Below are 16,401 nucleotides of genomic sequence, written 5' to 3'. Positions count from 1 at the left end.
TTCTAGGTTCTAGCAAAGAGTAAAAACTAAAGTCGACCCATGGGGCCAATAACTGAAATAAATCTGCGTCATGGATGACAGCGGCCAAAAACTGGCTTAAAAGCACTAAAATAATCGCCAACAAAAAAGGACCCTAAGGTCCTTTTTTTGTTATCTAACACGCTAATTAAGCGTATTGATTAACACGACTTTACTATTAACGTAGTAGGCCCATGACTAAGCCAGTGTTCTGGTTAGCAGAAGACAATACTGTCGTACCCGCTTGAACTAGCATCTGGTTTCTGGTCATATTGGCTGATTCCACTGCGAAATCGGCATCCATGATGCGACCAGCTGCAGTTTGAGTGTTTTCAAGTACGCTGGCAAGGTTTGAGGCTGTGTGGCCAAGACGGTTAAGGCTAGCACCCAATACTGAACGAGCGGTGCCCACTTCTTTGATATTGGTATCAACCGCATCCATAGCAGTACGAGCATTAGCTGCGCTTTTCAAATCTCCAGCTACAGCTGTCGGTGCGGTAATGGCAACATCCAAAGTTTCAGTTTTATCAGCACCAATTTGAAAGGTCACACTACCGGTTAATTTAGTGAATAAGTTATTACCCGCATAAGTGGTTTTGTCTGTAATACGTGCAGACTCAAGAATAAGTGCTTGGAACTCTGCATCCAACGCATCTAAATCGTCTTGTGAATTCACACCGTTAGCCGCTTGTGTGGCCAATTCTTTTTGACGGTTAGCTATCGTAGTTAATTCTTCTAGTGCGCCATCACCAGTTTGTAGCATAGAAGTCGCATCAGAGATATTACGGCTAGCGGCTTGCATGCCCTTGATGTTGGCATTCATGCGGTTAGCAATCTGTAAACCTGCGGCATCATCAGCTGAACTGTTGATACGAAGACCGGTAGATAAACGCTCCATAGCGTTAGTTAATAAGCTGTTACTTTTAGAAACTGCACCCTGTGAAACTAGCGACGCATAGTTAGTGTGAACTGAAAGCATAATTGTTACTCCAAGAAAATAAGCTGTTGTTGTTATCCAAACTAATAAAACGACACAGATAAGAGAAACTGAAAAAATTTATAAAAAAATTCATTCATGGATAAAAACCACACTTCCCCTGATACCAATAACATCAATTCCCTGAATAATGCAGATACAAAAAAACCGCCAAAAGGCGGTTTTTATATCTGAATTTATGGGATTCATAAATATTGCTTATTCACAATTAAAATGTAAACCCAACAGTGCGCCAACTTGATCTCTGTTGGTATTGCTTTGGGCCATTAGAGAAGTCATTTGATAGCTGAAAGGTTGTGGGCGCATGTATTTATCAAGGTAGTTAAGCGCAACTTGAGTGTCCTTACCTTGGCTACTGGCTTTTATTCTTGCCAATAGCACTTGATGAATGGCGCTGATTTCATTGGCTTGGCCAGCAATTTTTTGCTGTGTTTTAGCAATTTTAGCTAAGCTTGCTCTGGCTTGTTCCACAGCGCTTAAGCCCCACTCTCTTGGGTCTTGCCAGTGATATCTGGCTTCTATGCGGATTTGCCTGAGCTCACCTGCAGGTAATCTTTGGCCTTCGCCCATCATCAACACGCCCTCACACACCAACTGCCATACCGCTGAATGGGTCTTACACACTAGCTCGTCAGCCACTAATTCTAGGCTTATCCCAAGACGCTCGAATATGGGGGCCATCTGTTGCAATAATTGCTGGCGGCTTAAGCCGGCGGCTAAGGTCAGCACCACTGTCTTTTTGCCCAGTTGTATGGTGATTTTCTCATCACGATCCTTAGGCGCACACAAGTCTACCGACTTAAACACGAAGGCATGCATGGCAGCATTGGCAGGAGTTGAGAGTAGATTAAAGTGATGATCTAATAATTGAATGCCTTGATACTGCGGCTTTAGCCCTAGCAATTGCTGCCGTAAGGTTTCAGCGGTATCCCAAAGCTTTTCATTTTGGCGGGCTTGCAGCTCATCTTGCACCGCACTTTGCAATAATTTAGCCAGCTGTTGCAGCAGCTGTTTTGCTTGGGTTAACGCCTGCAAGGTCACCTGTGATGCGCTAATACTGTGCTGCTCTGCGGTAGCTTTAGCCCAGCGTTGATAACTGTCGAGCCTGTGCTTAGGAATAGCATGCTGCGCTGGAGTATCAAATTGTGAGCTCACCACCCCTGTCGCTGCTGCAGCGGGAGCCAAGCTTTGGCTTTGCCGCATCACATTCAGCGATTCCCCAACACCTTTGATCATCTCACCCTACCCTTAATACTGATTAACACTGCTAATTCTATTCATCATCGCATGTGATCAAACAAGCTCAAACTACTTACCTGTACAAATGTTTGCTGAGTGACCTTAAGTGCAGTTAATTTAACATTAAATTCAGCGGTAGCGGCGGCATAATCTAACTCTTGAGTTTCACCAATGACCTGCTTATTAAACAAGGTCATTTCCTCGTGGGATGCTTTCATCAAAGATAAGCTATTTTGCTTACCACCAAAGTCTGTGATCACCGCATTGATACTGTTCAAGGTATCATCTAATGAGCTTTGAAAACTTGCTGTTGCCGCGGTAAAGCCGGGTAAACCAGGGCTTAAACTGGGGTCTTTTAAGGCTTTGACAAAATCAACAGTGGCATTAAGTATGTCTTGGCTGCCATTGCCGAATAATACTTCCTGTGCTGTGGCATTAGATTCAATCCAAGACGAAGGCGAAGTCTGTACTTGGCGTGTATTATTATCGCCTTGATAAACATATTTGCCGCTTGCATCTAACACTACCGTCGCCTTATCGACCAGATTACCGGCAAAAATCGAATTTCCACCATCATCTTTGGCATTAATACTACTCACAAGAGACTTGAGTAACTCATCTAATTCCGCCGCATAAGCACTGCGGTCACTCACCGAAAGCGTGCCGTTACTTGCTAATACGCCAATTTCACGCATCCGCAGTTGCACTTCAACCATGCTACTTAAATGTGTTTCAGCGCGGCCTAAGCTGGTGCTTACGGCATCGATATTCTTAATGTATTGCCCGACTGCGGCTAAATCACGCTCACTTGCCATCACACGCACTGCGCCAATGGGATCGTCAGAAGGCGCAAGAATAGACAAACCTTGAGATGTCATTTGGTTAAGACGGGCCACATCTGCGGTGGTATTTTGCAGGCTGTTTAGATTGTTAGTATACAAATTTTGCATGGTTACGCGCATGAGTGATTCCTTCGCTGCAATTTAGCCTTAAAAGCTGGTGAGTACCGTCTGAAATAGACGCTCTGCGGTGGTGATCACCTTGGCATTAGCTTGGTAAGCCTGCTGGTAAACAATAAGATTAATCCCTTCTTCATCAGGATTGACGCCACTGGTGCTGGCCCACTGAGATTTAGCTTCTACGTGCAAATTAGTATTGGTTTTTGCATCGGCTTTTGCCTGCCTTGAGGCTGAGCCTAGGGCACCGACTATGCTGGAGAAGGATTCGCCTAAGCTCACTGAGCCGCCAAGGCTAGTAAAATTCAATGTTTTACTCGAGAGTGCCGCCAAGGCCTTTAAGTTACTGTTATCACCTTGAGTACCGTCTAAGCCGAGGGCGAGATCTTCTGGAGAAAAACCACTTGTGATAGCTAAACTGCCTGCAGGATTGACACTATTAAAGCTTAAAAAAGTTTTACTCGGCGCTGCGCCAGATAAGTCTGTGCCCAATGCTAAGGTATTATTAAATTCATTAGCCACATGCTGGGCTAACTCATCAATATAGGACTGAGAATTGGCCAACTGAGTGTCTCTGTAGGTCATTAACGACCCCATGCTACCGCCCACTGAATTTTCAAACACAAACTGACTCTGACCAAATTGAATACTGATATTACTGTTGGCTGGGTTTAATGGATCCGGCACAGTGCTTAATGTGGCTTTGGTGTTACCCGCAATCAGGGGTTCGCCTTTTTCCAAGGAAATATTTACTAACCCTTGAGCATCTTCAACCACTCGAATATCAATTAATGATGCCAGTTCATTAATAGCAGCATCACGGCCATCTTGTAGTGCTGCTGGTACTGTGCCAACGGCACTTGCCGCCCGTATGTCTTTATTGAACTTGCTGATAATGTCCAGCTGAGTGTTCACCAGCTTAACCGATGAGCCTAACTGACCATTAATTTGTTCACGTTGCGAGCTTAGGCTTTCATTAATAGAATGAACTCTTTGCACCAAGGCTTTGGTTTCATTAATGATACCTTGACGGTGAGCAATCAGGTTTGGTTGCTCCATGGCGGAATTCATCGCCGCGAAAACCAGACCTAAGCCTTTAGAGATATCATTACCATCAGCGCCAAACACTTGTTCAGCTTGACCTAAATAACTGGTTTGAATCTTAGAGAAGCCCACATCACTATTGGTTTTCCACAGCTGCGCCACTTCGTATTGATCGGATATTCGGCGCACACCATCCACATAGACGCCAGCTCCGCCGCCATAAGCCCCACCGCCTACTGAGCTTGTCATCACTTGCTGACGAGAATAACCCGCCACCATAGCATTGGCGACGTTGTTCGAAGTGGCATTCAGTGATGCTGCACTGGCGAGCAGTCCAGATTTACCAATATTTAGCATGTTCATTATGGGGTGTCCTTGCTGAACTTAGGCATGATTAACGCAGGCTGCATTGCGGTTGTCGTCATGGCTGGTTGATTGTGTTGCTTATCTAGATCCAAGGCGACCGCTTCATGGTTTGACTTAAGTGCACCAGATAATTGTTTAGTCATCACCTCAGATAAACCCATGGTCTGTAATTTGCTCAACTGCATCGCCAACTCCGCATCATGAAGATCACGATATAGCCCATCATTTTTAGACGAGAACGGGCTGTCTTCATCTGCCATAGCATCTGACGCTGAACGCATCTGCTTAAGCACGGTTTGCAAAAACTGGGCTTCAAACTGTTGGCTTACCACCCTTAATGCGCCTTGCTCACCATTGGTTTTAATCAAGTCGCCAGCATTAAGGCCTGCTAAATAGCCGCCGGTATTTTCAAGTTTCATTAGATCACCACCAATTCAGCTTCTAAAGCGCCTGCTTCACTTAAGGCTTCGAGTATCGCCATCAGATCCATGGGCGCTGCGCCAAGGCTATTCACCGCTTTTACAATTTCTTCCAATGCAATGCCTTCTTCCCAGACAAACATGCGCTTGTTGCCTTGTTCGACCGTAACTTGGCTGTCGTTAGTCACCACTGTTTCACCCGCCGCATTGCCTAAATAAGCGCCATTGGGCTGACTGACATTTTCGCTTTCAACTATGGTTACCGTCAGGTTGCCATGGCTTACTGCTGCTTTACGTACCACCACATTGCCCCCCATCACCACAGTGCCAGTGCGGCTATTAAATACAATACGCGGTACCTTGCGACCTTGAATAACTTCAAGCTCCTCAAGCATGGACACGAATGTCACTCGCTCACTGGGGGTTTTTGGTGCATGAACCAATACTTTAGCGTGACTATCGGCACGAGCCACACCTGGGCCAAACACCTCATTAATGCTGCGCTCAATATTGCGTGCGGTTTTAAAACTTGGGCTGCGTAAATTTAAAATGATGTCAGGGTTGTCATTAAAATTACTGCTGATAGAGGCTTCCAGTAAAGCGCCATTAGGAATAGTGCCAACGGTTGGCACGTTTACTGTAATTGAAGAGCCATTGCGGCCGGAAGCTGATACGCCGCCCACCACCAAGTTACCTTGGGCTATAGCATAAACTTCGCCATCAATGGCGCGCATTGGCGTCATTAATAGCGTGCCGCCCTGTAAGCTTTTCGCATCGCCTATGGATGACACGGTAACGTCGATACTCTGCCCCGGACTTGCCATTGAAGGCACTATGGCATGAACGGCAACCGCGGCGACGTTTTTCAGTTTAGGGTCGGTTTTATCATCCACCTGCACCCCAAACTGTTTCAACATGTTGACCACAGATTGGCTGGTAAAGCGCACTTGAGAGCGATCCCCTGAGCCACTTAAGCCCACCACTAAGCCGTAGCCAACTAACTGGTTTTCACGTAAACCCTGAATATCGACAATATCCATCAACACCCGAGTTTGTTCGGCCGCTTTTAAGGGCAGAGCCACCAGCAAAGGCAGAATAAGAAGCAGGCGCAACATAGTAAAATCCTTCATTAAAGCGGGAACCAAGGGCTATTAAAATAACGAGAGGCCCAGCCCATAGCATTGCTGTCGGCGATGGCGCCTTGGCCACCATAAATAATCCGTGCATCGGCAATACGCTGGGAAGAAATGGTATTGGTATTATCAATGTCGTCGGCGCGAATAAGTCCTAACAAGCGCAGGTATTCATCCCCTTGATTGAGCCGTAACCATTTTTCTCCGCGAATAAGCAAGGTGCCGTTAGGCAACACTTTAGAGACAGTCACAGTTATTGAACCCGACAACTGGTTTTGCTGAGTACTTGACCCCGTACCTGTAAAGCCGCGATTTAAGGATGCATTGCCATTGGTTTTGACATCTTCACTGCCCGCTGAGCCACTTAATCCCAAAGACATGCCTTGCTGTTTATTGGTCTTGGTATCGGCTTTTTTACTGGAATAGGTTTTTTCATCCAAGGCCACCGTGAGTATGTCGCCCTCACGGTAAGCACGCTTATCTTTAAACAGGGTCAACATATAGCCTGGGCGATATAAACTGCCATCTTTAGCGTCCGGTAGGCTGTAATCCACTTCTGGTGGCGCCCAATCTTTACTACCTGGCTTAGTTTCAGCCTCGGGAAGATGTGCCGCACAACCAGACAATAAGAAAACTAACAGCAATAACCAACGCATTAAATAACCCCTTATACCGACTGATTAAGAAACTTAAGCATGTCATCGGAAGCAGAAACGACCTTAGCGTTCATTTCGTAAGCGCGCTGAGTGGAAATCATCTCGACCATTTCTTCCACCACATTAACATTGGCCCCTTCCAGCGCCCCTTGACGCAAGCCGCCAAGCGCTTGATCGCCAGCCACACCTTCCACCGCCACGCCAGAGGCTGCGGTTTCACGGTATAAGTTATTACCACGCGCTTCTAGGCCTGCTGGGTTAGTAAAGTTAATCAAGGTAATTTGGCCTAACTCTTGTGGCTCTGCGTCGCCTGCAATGGTGGCCATCACTACGCCGTCTGTGGCGATGGTGATATTGGTAGCATCTTCTGGGATAACGATATTGGGCACTAACGGCAGGCCTTGTGAGGTCACCATCATGCCTTCACTACTACGATAAAATTGGCCATCGCGAGTGTAAGCTAAATCACCATTTGGCTCTTCCACTTGGAAAAAACCATTACCTTCAATGGCAAGATCCAGTTGTTGGCTAGTGTTGTGCACATCCCCTGTGGTAAAGACTTTTTGCGTCCCTGCCACTCGTGTTCCGGTACCCAGCTGTAACCCTGAAGGTAACTGGTTTAACTCATCGACTTGGCCGCCAGGCTGGCGCTGGACTTGATAAAACAAATCGTTAAAGGCCACGCGGTCACGCTTAAAGCCTGTGGTGTTCACGTTTGCCAAGTTGTTGGCAATGGTGGTCATCTTGGTATCTTGCGCGGCTAGGCCGGTTTTACTTACCCATAAAGCTGATTGCATGAGTCTATTCCTTAAGCATTTCTTATTAAGCGATTACCCGCTTCAGCGAGTTTCTCGGCGCTTTTCATCAGTTTCACTTGGATTTCAAATTGACGGCTCAAATCCATGGATGCAATAAGCTCTGATACCGCCTGCACATTACTGGCTTCTAAATAACCACTATCGACCTGTACGCCATCAGCGGCAGCTAACGCGCCTGCAACAATAGGATAAAGCAGGCCATCGGCGCCTTTAGTTAACTCATTAAGTTCAGGGTTGACCATTTTCAGGCGGCCCACTTCTTGAATAACCCCGCCCTCAGCTGGCAGCACACTGATAGTGCCATCTTCACCGACGAACAAATCTTTGTGCTCAGGCAACACCATAGGGCCATCGATACCCAGAACCGGACGACCATTAACGGTAAGCTGCCCTTCGGCATCAGCCACCATGGCGCCTGCTCGGGTGTAAGCCTCACCGCCATCCACCATCACAGTGAATAAACCGCGATCGCGGATGGCCATATCTAAATTACGGCCAGTGTGATTTCTCTCACCGCTTTGCTGGCTAAAGCCATTGCTCTGGTTTTGCACTAGGACTCGGGTGCTAAGCGAAGCTTCAACACTGGGCAGAGCCATGGATTTGACCCGCTCTAAGTCAGCCTTAAAACCTGTGGTTTCTGCATTGGCTAAGTTGTTAGCCCGTATGCTTTGCGCTTCCATAATGCGACTCGCACCGCTGGCCGCCGTGTACAGCATCTTATCCATGAGTTAATCCCTTAGATGGAGTTCAGTAGCGCTTGCTGCATGGTCGAATTAACATCTAATACCTTGGCATTGGATTGATAATTGCGTTGCGCCGACATCAAGTTCACCATTTCAGCTGTGGTATCTACGTTTGAACCTTCCAAATAACCGCCAGTCACTGTCCCCATGGTACCCGTTGATGGTGCGCCCATAATCGCCTGACCCGCTTCATTTGAAGCAATCCACGCATTGTTGCTCACAGGCTTAAGCCCATTGGGGTTGCTAAAGTTAGCAAGCGCCACTTGGCCTTGCAGTAGCTCTTGGCCGTTGGTGTAAGTACCATAAACCAAGCCATTGTCATCTAAACGCACACCTTTTAGCTCTCCTGAGGTGAAACCATCCTGACGCAGGCTAGAGTTGTTATAGTTAGCCGCGTACTGAGTGCTCTTGTCGTAACCGATATCAAAACTCAATGCTGACGCGCCATTTAACATGCTTGCATCAATCGTTAAACTCACTGACTGTCCAGCTGTTAGCACACCATTAGGGTCGAAAGTCATTTTATGTGGACCTTTAGCTGGAGGAGTTCCGACAATTGGGTTCACATTCTTGCCATCCATCATAAAATGTACATCCCAGGTGTTTGATCCAGTCTTGACATAATATTGGGTTAAGGCGTGTTCAGTGCCTAAGGAGTCATACACGCTAACGGTATTTGATGAGTGGAAAGTGTCTGATTTTGCTGGATCGAACGTTGAAGGAGTAGCAACTGGTATAGCTGCAACACGAGCATCTAGGTTAGACACTAGCGCCACATCGGTAGTGGCTTTAGCCGCTAATGACGCGGTTTGAATTTGCAAGTCGATAGCATTACCGGTTTGAATGCGACCGGTGGCGCTAGCGCCATAACCTTGTAAGCGGTTACCCACAGGGTCAACCACAAAACCTTGAGAGTCTTGATGAAACATACCTGCGCGGGCATACATGTTGGCGCCATCTGTGCCTTTTAGCACAAAGAAGCCATCCCCTTGAATACCCATGTCTAATTGACGACCTGTGTAGGTTAAGCTGCCGCCCTTGGTGAAGTTTTGCGTGGTAGACATCACGCTCACACCACCCGCTTGGCCGCCATTATAGATGGCGGCGAATTCACTACGACCGCCGCGAAAACCTACGGTTGATGAGTTGGCTATGTTGTTACTTATGGTATTTAAATCTTGGGTGGTAGATTGCAGGCCACTTAAAGCAATATTGAATGACATTTTTATATCCTATTAAAATGGTTAAGAAACTTCAGAAATGTTGAGTACAGGAACTATGCCTAAGCCGTTACTCATCTCGGCCATCATCATTCCTGAAGCACTAGAAAAATGGATTTTCTCTATCTCAGCTTTCACATACGTGGGAGCCACTAATACTGACTCCCCCAAGGTTGCTTTGGCTTTAAGCTCGTATTTACCTTCTGCCAAGCCCACTGCAGTAGGATCGAAGGCGAATTGGATATCCCCTTTGCCTTGAGCGCCCATCTTGAGACTATGCACCACTTGCCCCTGCTGATTAACCACTTCAATGGTTAAGTCTTCAACGGCATTGTCTAAAAATACCTTGCCCTCTATAGGCTCAGTGCCAAGCTGTAGATTGGACGCTGGCACAGTGGCGCTTTTACCAATCAATGAGGCCGACTGCACTATGCCTAAGTTTTCCATCATCACCATTTGCGATGATTGGTTCTTACGCATGTATTCCAAACTTTCAACCTGAGAGAATTGAGCAAGTTGCGACACATACTCAGCACTTTCAATCGGCTTGGTCGGATCTTGATTCTTAATTTGGGCAATCATCAAGGTCATAAATTCATTTTTTAACGACGCCGCATCATTACCTGGAGACTGCAATACATTGGCAGCATTGCTTCCTTGGGTTTCTCTGGAATTAGTCACTTGCATGATTAATTACCACCTAGTTGCAACAAACCTTGCTGCATAGAGCGGGCACGGTTCATAATTTCTACACTGGTTTCAAAGGAGCGGCTGGCGGCCATCATGTCGGCCATCTCATCCACTGTGTTGACGTTTGAGTAAGCCACATAACCTTGCTCATCAGCGTAGGGATGGTTAGGCTCATAACGTAAATCCAGCGGTGCGCTGGTCTGCACTATATCCATCACCTCAACTGAGGCGCCTGAATTCGAATTCTGTTGAAACTGCTCATAGACAGTGGCAAACACAGGCTTTAAGGCGCGATAAGCCTCTTCAGGGGTTTCTGCCGCTGTGCCTGCGTTAGCTATGTTACTGGCAACAGTATTGAGGCGAATGGTTTGCGCATTCATGCCTGCACCCGCAATTTGATAGATTTCACCGAATGACATAAGCGCTCCTAGCGACCTTCAATAGCAGACTTAAGCCCGGCTATTTTCATGTTTAAAAAAGTTAAGCTGGTTTGATAGTCCATGGCATTCTCAGAATACCTTGCCTGCTCTTTACCCATCTCAACCGTATTGCCATCGGCGGTATTTTGATAAGGAATACGGTAAGACTGCTCATAACCATTGCTTGGTTTAATGCCGGCATCGAGCTGCGCCATTAAGACACCAAAATCGAGATCTTTAGCCTGATAACCCGGAGTTTCAGCATTCACCAAGTTTCCCGCTAAAATCTTACTGCGTTCCACCCTAAAATCTAAAGCCAGTGGATGTACACCTAATGCGGTATCGAGGTTGATAGCCATGCAAACTCCTAGTAATGTATGCCCCAGCGGGCGCCTTAATGGAACCTGACTATTCAATAGTCATGCCAATAGAGTAACTCAAATATAAACAACACCTTAGAAGGTAAGCCCATTGTCAGTCGGAACACGAATTTCCCATATTATTCTCCTTACCTTTATTTTACTTCCGCTTACCTTACAGGCGAGTCCTTCAGGACAACTCAGTATGATGGCGCTGTCATTAACCACTGCCAGTACTCAGCAACAAATCAGCCATAAGCTAACGGCTGAAATTGCAGCAGATCTTAAAGCCTGGCAAAAACAACAAGATATCAATGAGCTTAACCACAAGATTGAATTAAGAATTCCGTCATCAGCTAAATCATTGCCTCCTTGCGTGCAAGGTTTTGGCATTGAGCCCAGTAAAGGCCTGCCTTACGGCCGAGTGCAGCGAAAATTAACCTGTAGCAGCCCAAGTTGGAGTTTGTATGTCCGAGCCATAGTGACAGTGACCGCGCGCTTGCCTGTTGTGAATCGCACCTTAATGCGCAGCGAGACAGTGAATGCTACCGATTTAAACTGGCGCAGGTTAACATTGAAGCCGGCAGATAAGGATATTCTCACTCGAGAGGTCGACATCATTGGTCAACAAGTAGTTAGAAAACTCAGAAAAAACAGTATAATAAAAGCCAGTTACCTTGATGCTCCTTTACTGGTAAAACTCGGTGAGCCGGTAATTATCGAGGCCAATAGCCAGGGGTTTCATGCAAAAATGACAGGTGTCGCTATGGATTCAGGTAAGCAGGGTGAGCCGATTAGGGTAAAAAATAGCAGCTCAGGCAAGGTCATCACGGCCTACCCGATATCTAAAGGCAGAGTACAGACCCAGTTTTAGCACTAGCGGAAATATTTTGGTAAAAACTGCACTAAAACTTCAAAACCCGTTTAAGTTTTAGTGAATATTGCCGCCTTAGCATATTAATCAGCCCAATTGTTCTTGTAGGTTATTATGGAAATTCAAAAAATACACAGTGCACTTAGCGCTGAAATTGGTAGTAATAAAGGTAAGCAAGCACCAGCTCAAGCCCAATCGTCTGTTGTTACTGCTGCGCCTAAACAAGCGACAATCAGTAAAGATTGGCAATTACTTGAAAAGTCACATGATGCATTACAAGCCCTAGACGATGTCGACACAGACAAAGTTAACGCACTACGCGAATCATTAAAGAGTGGCGCCTTCAAGCTTGATCTTGAGCAGATTGCCGAGAAAATGCTAAACCAACATGGATAAGTCTTTGACCATTAAGCGTGAGCTGGTGCAGCAATTGATCCGAGACGTACGTAACGATCTTGAAGATTACGCGCAACTAAAAAACATGCTTGAGCAGCAACGACAATTGATGCAGCGCCGAGATAATGAATCTTTGCTGACTCACAATACTCAGCAAACTTTACTTTGCGACAAACTTGCCAAGCGCGCCAGCGTTCGCAGTCAGCATTTAAGCCAGTTGGGGTTTGATAATAATCCAGGGGGAATGACCAAGCTGATTTCCAAGCTACCTGAACATATCAGGCCACAAATTAAGCTGCTGTGGCAAAATCTGCAAGCTATAGTGCAAGATAGCCAACAGCAAAACGAAGCGAATGGAAAATTGTTGGTGATGCAGCAAACTAGCATCAAACGAATACTCGGACAAGATAGCCAGGAAGCTATCGATTATGGTGCAAATACCGCCAACCACTATGGAGTTAATTAAGCTCATCATAAGTATTAACCTATGTAAATCGAGCTTCATATTCTATTAAACTAATGAACTATCCCCCTCATTAAATGTTGAAAATCAAATTAAAACTCTTGTATAGACAAGCTATCTTATTATTTTAAATACTTATTTAATAAAGCTCTCTGTCATTATTTGCTAACACTATAAAATCCAGCCAAATCATCGGCAGTTTTCTGTTCCAATTTATCCGCCACTATCATAGCTTGATTTTGCAGCTGTTCTTTATACCACTTCATACCTTGTTGCCGTCCAAGTTGGCGCCGCCAAAGCTGCTCTAAACGCAGTTGTTCTTGCTGCAGCAAGGCATGTGTTTGTTGTAATTTAGCCGTCATTGGCACTAAGACTTGAGCCATATTATTGGCATTTTGCCACAATAGTGGATTGTGACCATGGGCATCACAACTGCGATACTGGGTTATCATCTGGGTTAGTTGTTGGTTCTGAATTTGGTTGGTAGTGACTCTTTGATAAGCCGCTTGTTTTTGCTCACCGAGTTTAGCCAGTTTTTTTTGTTCCATATTACACAGGTTAATTAGACGCTTGTGGCTCATAGCCCATCACCTCCATCAATTGTGTTAGCTGAGCTAAGCTAGCCTCACGGCTAATATTCTCATTCATGTGCTGACGTAAAAATGCAGCTATATCACCATAGTGGCGCACCGCTAGATCCATCTCTTGATCATGTCCCGCTTGATAGCCACCTAGGGGCAGAAGCTCACGTACTTCGTTGTAGCGGCTTAATAAATGTCGCACCACATGACTTTGACTTAAACTGTCTTGACTGGCGATATGGGTAGCTAGACGACTGACTGATGCATTAATGTCTATGGCGGGAAAGTGCCCTTGCTCGGCGAGTTTACGACTGAGCACCACATGACCATCTAAGATGGCTCTGGCAGCGTCGGCGACCGGATCTTGCTGATCATCGCCTTCAGTTAACACGGTATAAAATGCGGTTAGTGTCCCTTGTGGATGCTGGCCGTTACCCGCCATTTCAACCAGATACGGTAACTTGGCAAACGCTGAAGGTGGATAACCTTTGGTTGCTGGCGGTTCACCTAAACTGAGGGCGATTTCTCGCTGTGCTTGAGCATAACGCGTTAATGAGTCCACCAGCAGCAATACTTGCTTACCTTGATCGCGAAAGGCGCAGGCTATTTCATGGCTCAATACCATGGCCCGCAGTCGCATTAAAGGAGTGGTATCCGCTGGCGCTGCAATGACTACCGCACGTTTTCGACCTTCTTCACCTAAGGTTTGCTCGATAAACTCGCGCACTTCACGGCCACGCTCACCAATCAAACCCACGACCACCACATCGGCTTCGGTAAAGCGGGTCATCATCCCAAGCAACATACTCTTGCCCACGCCAGAGCCTGCAAACAAACCGAGTCTTTGGCCTCGACCTATGGGTAATAAGCTATTGATGGCACGAATGCCCACGTCTAAAGGCTGAGTGATGGGTTGTCTCAATAGAGGGTTATAACTGCTGTTACTGGGTGTTTGTTGGTGAACTCCTGTCAGCTTACCGAGTAAATCCAAAGGCTGTCCTAAGCCATCAAGCACACGGCCTAGCAAGCCATCACCCACCTGCAGCTTGTGAGGTTCTGTTATGGGAATAACTCTAGCGCCAGGCATCACCCCATGGGTTGACTCTATGGGCATTAAGCACAATACGTCTTTATTAAAGCCCACCACTTCGGCCTCTATGAGTCGCCCTTCTCGGCCTTCAATTTGGCAACGGTCACCCATGCCTAACTGGCAACCTACCGCCTCAAGCACTAAGCCATTAACCCGAGTCAATCGCCCATAAACCCGAGCAACCGGCACTGTAGGCCAATCAGCCTGTAACAGCTCAGCCCTCAAGTTCTACCTCATTCAATTTAGCTTCAACTTGCTCCATACAAGCATCGAGACGTGTCTCGATAGAGGCATCAGCATCAGACTTATCACTGACAATACGGCAGCTCCCAGAAGAAATACTGGCATCAGACACCAGTTGCCAACCACGTAGCTTATCTTCACCCAGCTCTTTTAGTTTAGTGACCGCGCTTGGCTCAAGATGGATTTTGATCTCACCTTTATCGTTAGGTAAAGCACTTAAGGTTTCTTCGACTAATTTAAGGATTTGCTGCGGTTGTAAGGTGAGCTCACAGCGGATCACTTGCTGGGAGACCCGGCGCACTAAATCTAAGATCAAGTCTTGTTGATTGCGCACTTGTTCAGCGTGACCATCTTCAAGCAAAGATTTAAGCGCCGCCAATGGCACAATAAGCTGATTGAATTGCTCATCAATACTTTGTTTGCCTTGCAGCTGACCTTCAAGTAAGCCCTGCTTAACGCCTTCGGCATGACCGAGTTTCAGCCCTTCTTCTGTCCCTGCTGCCAAGCCTTGTTCTTGCCCTTGACGGCATCCTTCTTCGTAACCTTGCTCAAAAGCTTGTTGGTAATTTTGCCAGTCGCCACTGTCATTAGTGCTCGCAGGTTCCCCTATCAATGCAGGAAAGCGGTAACGACGAGCAAGCTTTGGCTCTAAACGCCATGGATTGTGTTTATTCATTAGACTACAACCTGCTCTTCAAATAATTGCAGCTCAATATCCCCGTCCTGCATCATCTGCTTAGCCAGCGTCATTATGTCTTTACGTGCTCCTTGAGCACGGCTTAATGGTACCCCGCCTAAGGCTTCTATCTGGGTTTCAATTGCTGATGACATCCGCTTAGGCAGCGCCTTAAGTAAGCTTGCCTTAAGCTCTGAATCGATACCCTTTAGCGCTATGGCTAAAGTCTCTGCAGGTACCATACCCATCAGTGTTTGCAGGGTTTCTTGCTTCTGACGACCCAAAATAATGAAATCGAACATATTGTCTGTCACGTCTTCTGCCAGCTTGTTGTCGTAGAGTTTAATCATTTCCATTAACTGCTCACGATCCCCTTCGAAGCGATTCAGTATGTCGGCCACTTGTTTGACACCTGCGACTTGGGTATGGCTTTTCTCCATTGCCATCAACATACAGCGCTCAACTAACAGTCTGAGCTCCTCAACCACATGACGATCAAGATCACCCAACTGCGCAATACGTACCAGCACATCATCTTGGCTGGCTTGAGGCAGCATTTTAAGGATTTGTGCCGCGCTATCTGCAGGCAGCAAGCCAAGCAGTACCGCCTGCAACTGACAATGCTCAAACGCTATTTCTCTGGCCAGTAATTGCGGCTCCACCCACTCTAATCGCTTAACTAAAATTTTGATTTCATCGCCATAGATGCTATCAATTAAGCTCTTAGCGACCCTGTCGCCCAAGGCGATATCTAAGGTTTTTTGCAAGTAAGAGCGCGATGCTCTTGCAATACCGGACTGCTCTTTGTAGCGCTCAAAAAAGCGACTCAACACAGCTTCAGCTTCTTGCTGGGTGATGCTAGATAAGCGCGCCATTTTATGGCTAAGTAACTGCACATCACTCTTATCTAGATAAGACATGACTCGCGCCGCGCCTTCTTCTCCCATGCTCAGCAATAACATAGCTGCTTGGGAGTAGTTATCCATCTTGATATCCAATTC

The 16,401-nt window shown here is 46.4% G+C and carries 20 protein-coding genes; 3 read left to right on the top strand and 17 right to left on the bottom strand.

The window, feature by feature from the left end; genetic code table 11:
• Window positions 1-196: 196 nt before the first annotated feature.
• The 13 genes from H5073_RS03370 to H5073_RS03310 all read right to left on the bottom strand — a co-directional run bounded on the left by H5073_RS03370 (window position 197) and on the right by H5073_RS03310 (window position 11,077).
• Complete coding sequence (locus tag H5073_RS03370) at window positions 197-997, bottom strand: flagellin (RefSeq protein WP_011498053.1); 801 nt, start codon at window positions 995-997, stop codon at window positions 197-199.
• Window positions 998-1,213: 216 nt separating this feature from the next.
• Complete coding sequence (locus H5073_RS03365; RefSeq protein WP_182676979.1) at window positions 1,214-2,251, bottom strand: hypothetical protein; 1,038 nt, start codon at window positions 2,249-2,251, stop codon at window positions 1,214-1,216.
• Between the two features lie 44 nt (window positions 2,252-2,295).
• Window positions 2,296-3,216 carry a flagellar hook-associated protein FlgL gene (flgL, locus tag H5073_RS03360; protein WP_182676977.1) on the bottom strand — a complete coding sequence of 307 codons (921 nt, stop codon included), beginning with the start codon at window positions 3,214-3,216 and terminating at the stop codon, window positions 2,296-2,298.
• Window positions 3,217-3,243: 27 nt separating this feature from the next.
• On the bottom strand, window positions 3,244-4,617 hold the full coding sequence (gene flgK / locus H5073_RS03355) for a flagellar hook-associated protein FlgK (protein ID WP_182676974.1): 1,374 nt from the start codon (window positions 4,615-4,617) through the stop codon (window positions 3,244-3,246).
• Window positions 4,617-5,039: a rod-binding protein gene (locus tag H5073_RS03350; RefSeq protein WP_182676972.1), complete on the bottom strand. Its 423-nt coding sequence runs from the start codon at window positions 5,037-5,039 to the stop codon at window positions 4,617-4,619. Before H5073_RS03350 ends, flgK begins: the two co-directional genes overlap by 1 nt.
• Window positions 5,039-6,154, bottom strand: a complete 1,116-nt coding sequence (locus H5073_RS03345) for a flagellar basal body P-ring protein FlgI (RefSeq protein WP_310734223.1) — start codon at window positions 6,152-6,154, stop codon at window positions 5,039-5,041. Before H5073_RS03345 ends, H5073_RS03350 begins: the two co-directional genes overlap by 1 nt.
• A gap of 14 nt (window positions 6,155-6,168) precedes the next feature.
• On the bottom strand, window positions 6,169-6,828 hold the full coding sequence (flgH, locus tag H5073_RS03340) for a flagellar basal body L-ring protein FlgH (RefSeq protein WP_182676968.1): 660 nt from the start codon (window positions 6,826-6,828) through the stop codon (window positions 6,169-6,171).
• Window positions 6,829-6,839: 11 nt separating this feature from the next.
• On the bottom strand, window positions 6,840-7,625 hold the full coding sequence (gene flgG, locus H5073_RS03335; protein WP_182676966.1) for a flagellar basal-body rod protein FlgG: 786 nt from the start codon (window positions 7,623-7,625) through the stop codon (window positions 6,840-6,842).
• A gap of 11 nt (window positions 7,626-7,636) precedes the next feature.
• Window positions 7,637-8,371 carry a flagellar basal body rod protein FlgF gene (locus tag H5073_RS03330; RefSeq protein ID WP_182676963.1) on the bottom strand — a complete coding sequence of 245 codons (735 nt, stop codon included), beginning with the start codon at window positions 8,369-8,371 and terminating at the stop codon, window positions 7,637-7,639.
• A gap of 11 nt (window positions 8,372-8,382) precedes the next feature.
• Window positions 8,383-9,612 carry a flagellar hook protein FlgE gene (gene flgE, locus H5073_RS03325; protein WP_182676961.1) on the bottom strand — a complete coding sequence of 410 codons (1,230 nt, stop codon included), beginning with the start codon at window positions 9,610-9,612 and terminating at the stop codon, window positions 8,383-8,385.
• Between the two features lie 21 nt (window positions 9,613-9,633).
• Window positions 9,634-10,296 carry a flagellar hook capping FlgD N-terminal domain-containing protein gene (locus H5073_RS03320; protein WP_182676959.1) on the bottom strand — a complete coding sequence of 221 codons (663 nt, stop codon included), beginning with the start codon at window positions 10,294-10,296 and terminating at the stop codon, window positions 9,634-9,636.
• 2 nt (window positions 10,297-10,298) lie between these two features.
• Complete coding sequence (gene flgC / locus H5073_RS03315; protein WP_182676957.1) at window positions 10,299-10,718, bottom strand: flagellar basal body rod protein FlgC; 420 nt, start codon at window positions 10,716-10,718, stop codon at window positions 10,299-10,301.
• Between the two features lie 8 nt (window positions 10,719-10,726).
• The gene (locus H5073_RS03310; RefSeq protein ID WP_182676955.1) at window positions 10,727-11,077 is read right to left on the bottom strand and encodes a flagellar basal body rod protein FlgB; all 351 of its coding nucleotides are present in this window, start codon (window positions 11,075-11,077) and stop codon (window positions 10,727-10,729) included.
• Window positions 11,078-11,189: 112 nt separating this feature from the next.
• On the opposite strand from H5073_RS03310, the gene flgA reads away from it, so the two are divergent.
• From flgA to H5073_RS03295, 3 genes are all read left to right on the top strand, one after another.
• A complete protein-coding gene (gene flgA, locus H5073_RS03305; protein ID WP_259394805.1) occupies window positions 11,190-11,951 on the top strand; it encodes a flagellar basal body P-ring formation chaperone FlgA in 762 nt (253 codons plus the stop codon).
• Window positions 11,952-12,065: 114 nt separating this feature from the next.
• Window positions 12,066-12,347: a flagellar biosynthesis anti-sigma factor FlgM gene (flgM, locus tag H5073_RS03300; protein ID WP_182676953.1), complete on the top strand. Its 282-nt coding sequence runs from the start codon at window positions 12,066-12,068 to the stop codon at window positions 12,345-12,347.
• Window positions 12,340-12,813: a flagellar protein FlgN gene (locus tag H5073_RS03295; protein ID WP_182676951.1), complete on the top strand. Its 474-nt coding sequence runs from the start codon at window positions 12,340-12,342 to the stop codon at window positions 12,811-12,813. The genes flgM and H5073_RS03295 overlap by 8 nt, the downstream gene beginning before the upstream one ends.
• A gap of 155 nt (window positions 12,814-12,968) precedes the next feature.
• On the opposite strand, the gene H5073_RS03290 is transcribed toward H5073_RS03295, so the two are convergent.
• Genes H5073_RS03290 through H5073_RS03275 form a run of 4 tightly spaced genes read right to left on the bottom strand, consistent with a single transcriptional unit; the run spans window position 12,969 to window position 16,386 of the window.
• A complete protein-coding gene (locus H5073_RS03290) occupies window positions 12,969-13,391 on the bottom strand; it encodes a hypothetical protein (RefSeq protein ID WP_182676949.1) in 423 nt (140 codons plus the stop codon).
• Window positions 13,369-14,706, bottom strand: coding sequence for a FliI/YscN family ATPase (locus tag H5073_RS03285; RefSeq protein WP_182676947.1), 1,338 nt, complete (start codon window positions 14,704-14,706; stop codon window positions 13,369-13,371). Before H5073_RS03285 ends, H5073_RS03290 begins: the two co-directional genes overlap by 23 nt.
• Window positions 14,696-15,400, bottom strand: coding sequence for a flagellar assembly protein FliH (gene fliH, locus H5073_RS03280; RefSeq protein ID WP_182676945.1), 705 nt, complete (start codon window positions 15,398-15,400; stop codon window positions 14,696-14,698). Before fliH ends, H5073_RS03285 begins: the two co-directional genes overlap by 11 nt.
• A complete protein-coding gene (locus H5073_RS03275) occupies window positions 15,400-16,386 on the bottom strand; it encodes a flagellar motor switch protein FliG (RefSeq protein WP_259394813.1) in 987 nt (328 codons plus the stop codon). The genes fliH and H5073_RS03275 overlap by 1 nt, the downstream gene beginning before the upstream one ends.
• Between the last annotated feature and the right edge of the window lie 15 nt (window positions 16,387-16,401).

Source organism: Shewanella sp. SR44-3 (assembly GCF_014163735.1).
Taxonomy (GTDB): Bacteria; Pseudomonadota; Gammaproteobacteria; order Enterobacterales; family Shewanellaceae; genus Shewanella.
The sequence above is the reverse complement of the archived record's forward strand: the minus strand, read 5'-3'. Positions and strand labels throughout refer to the sequence as shown.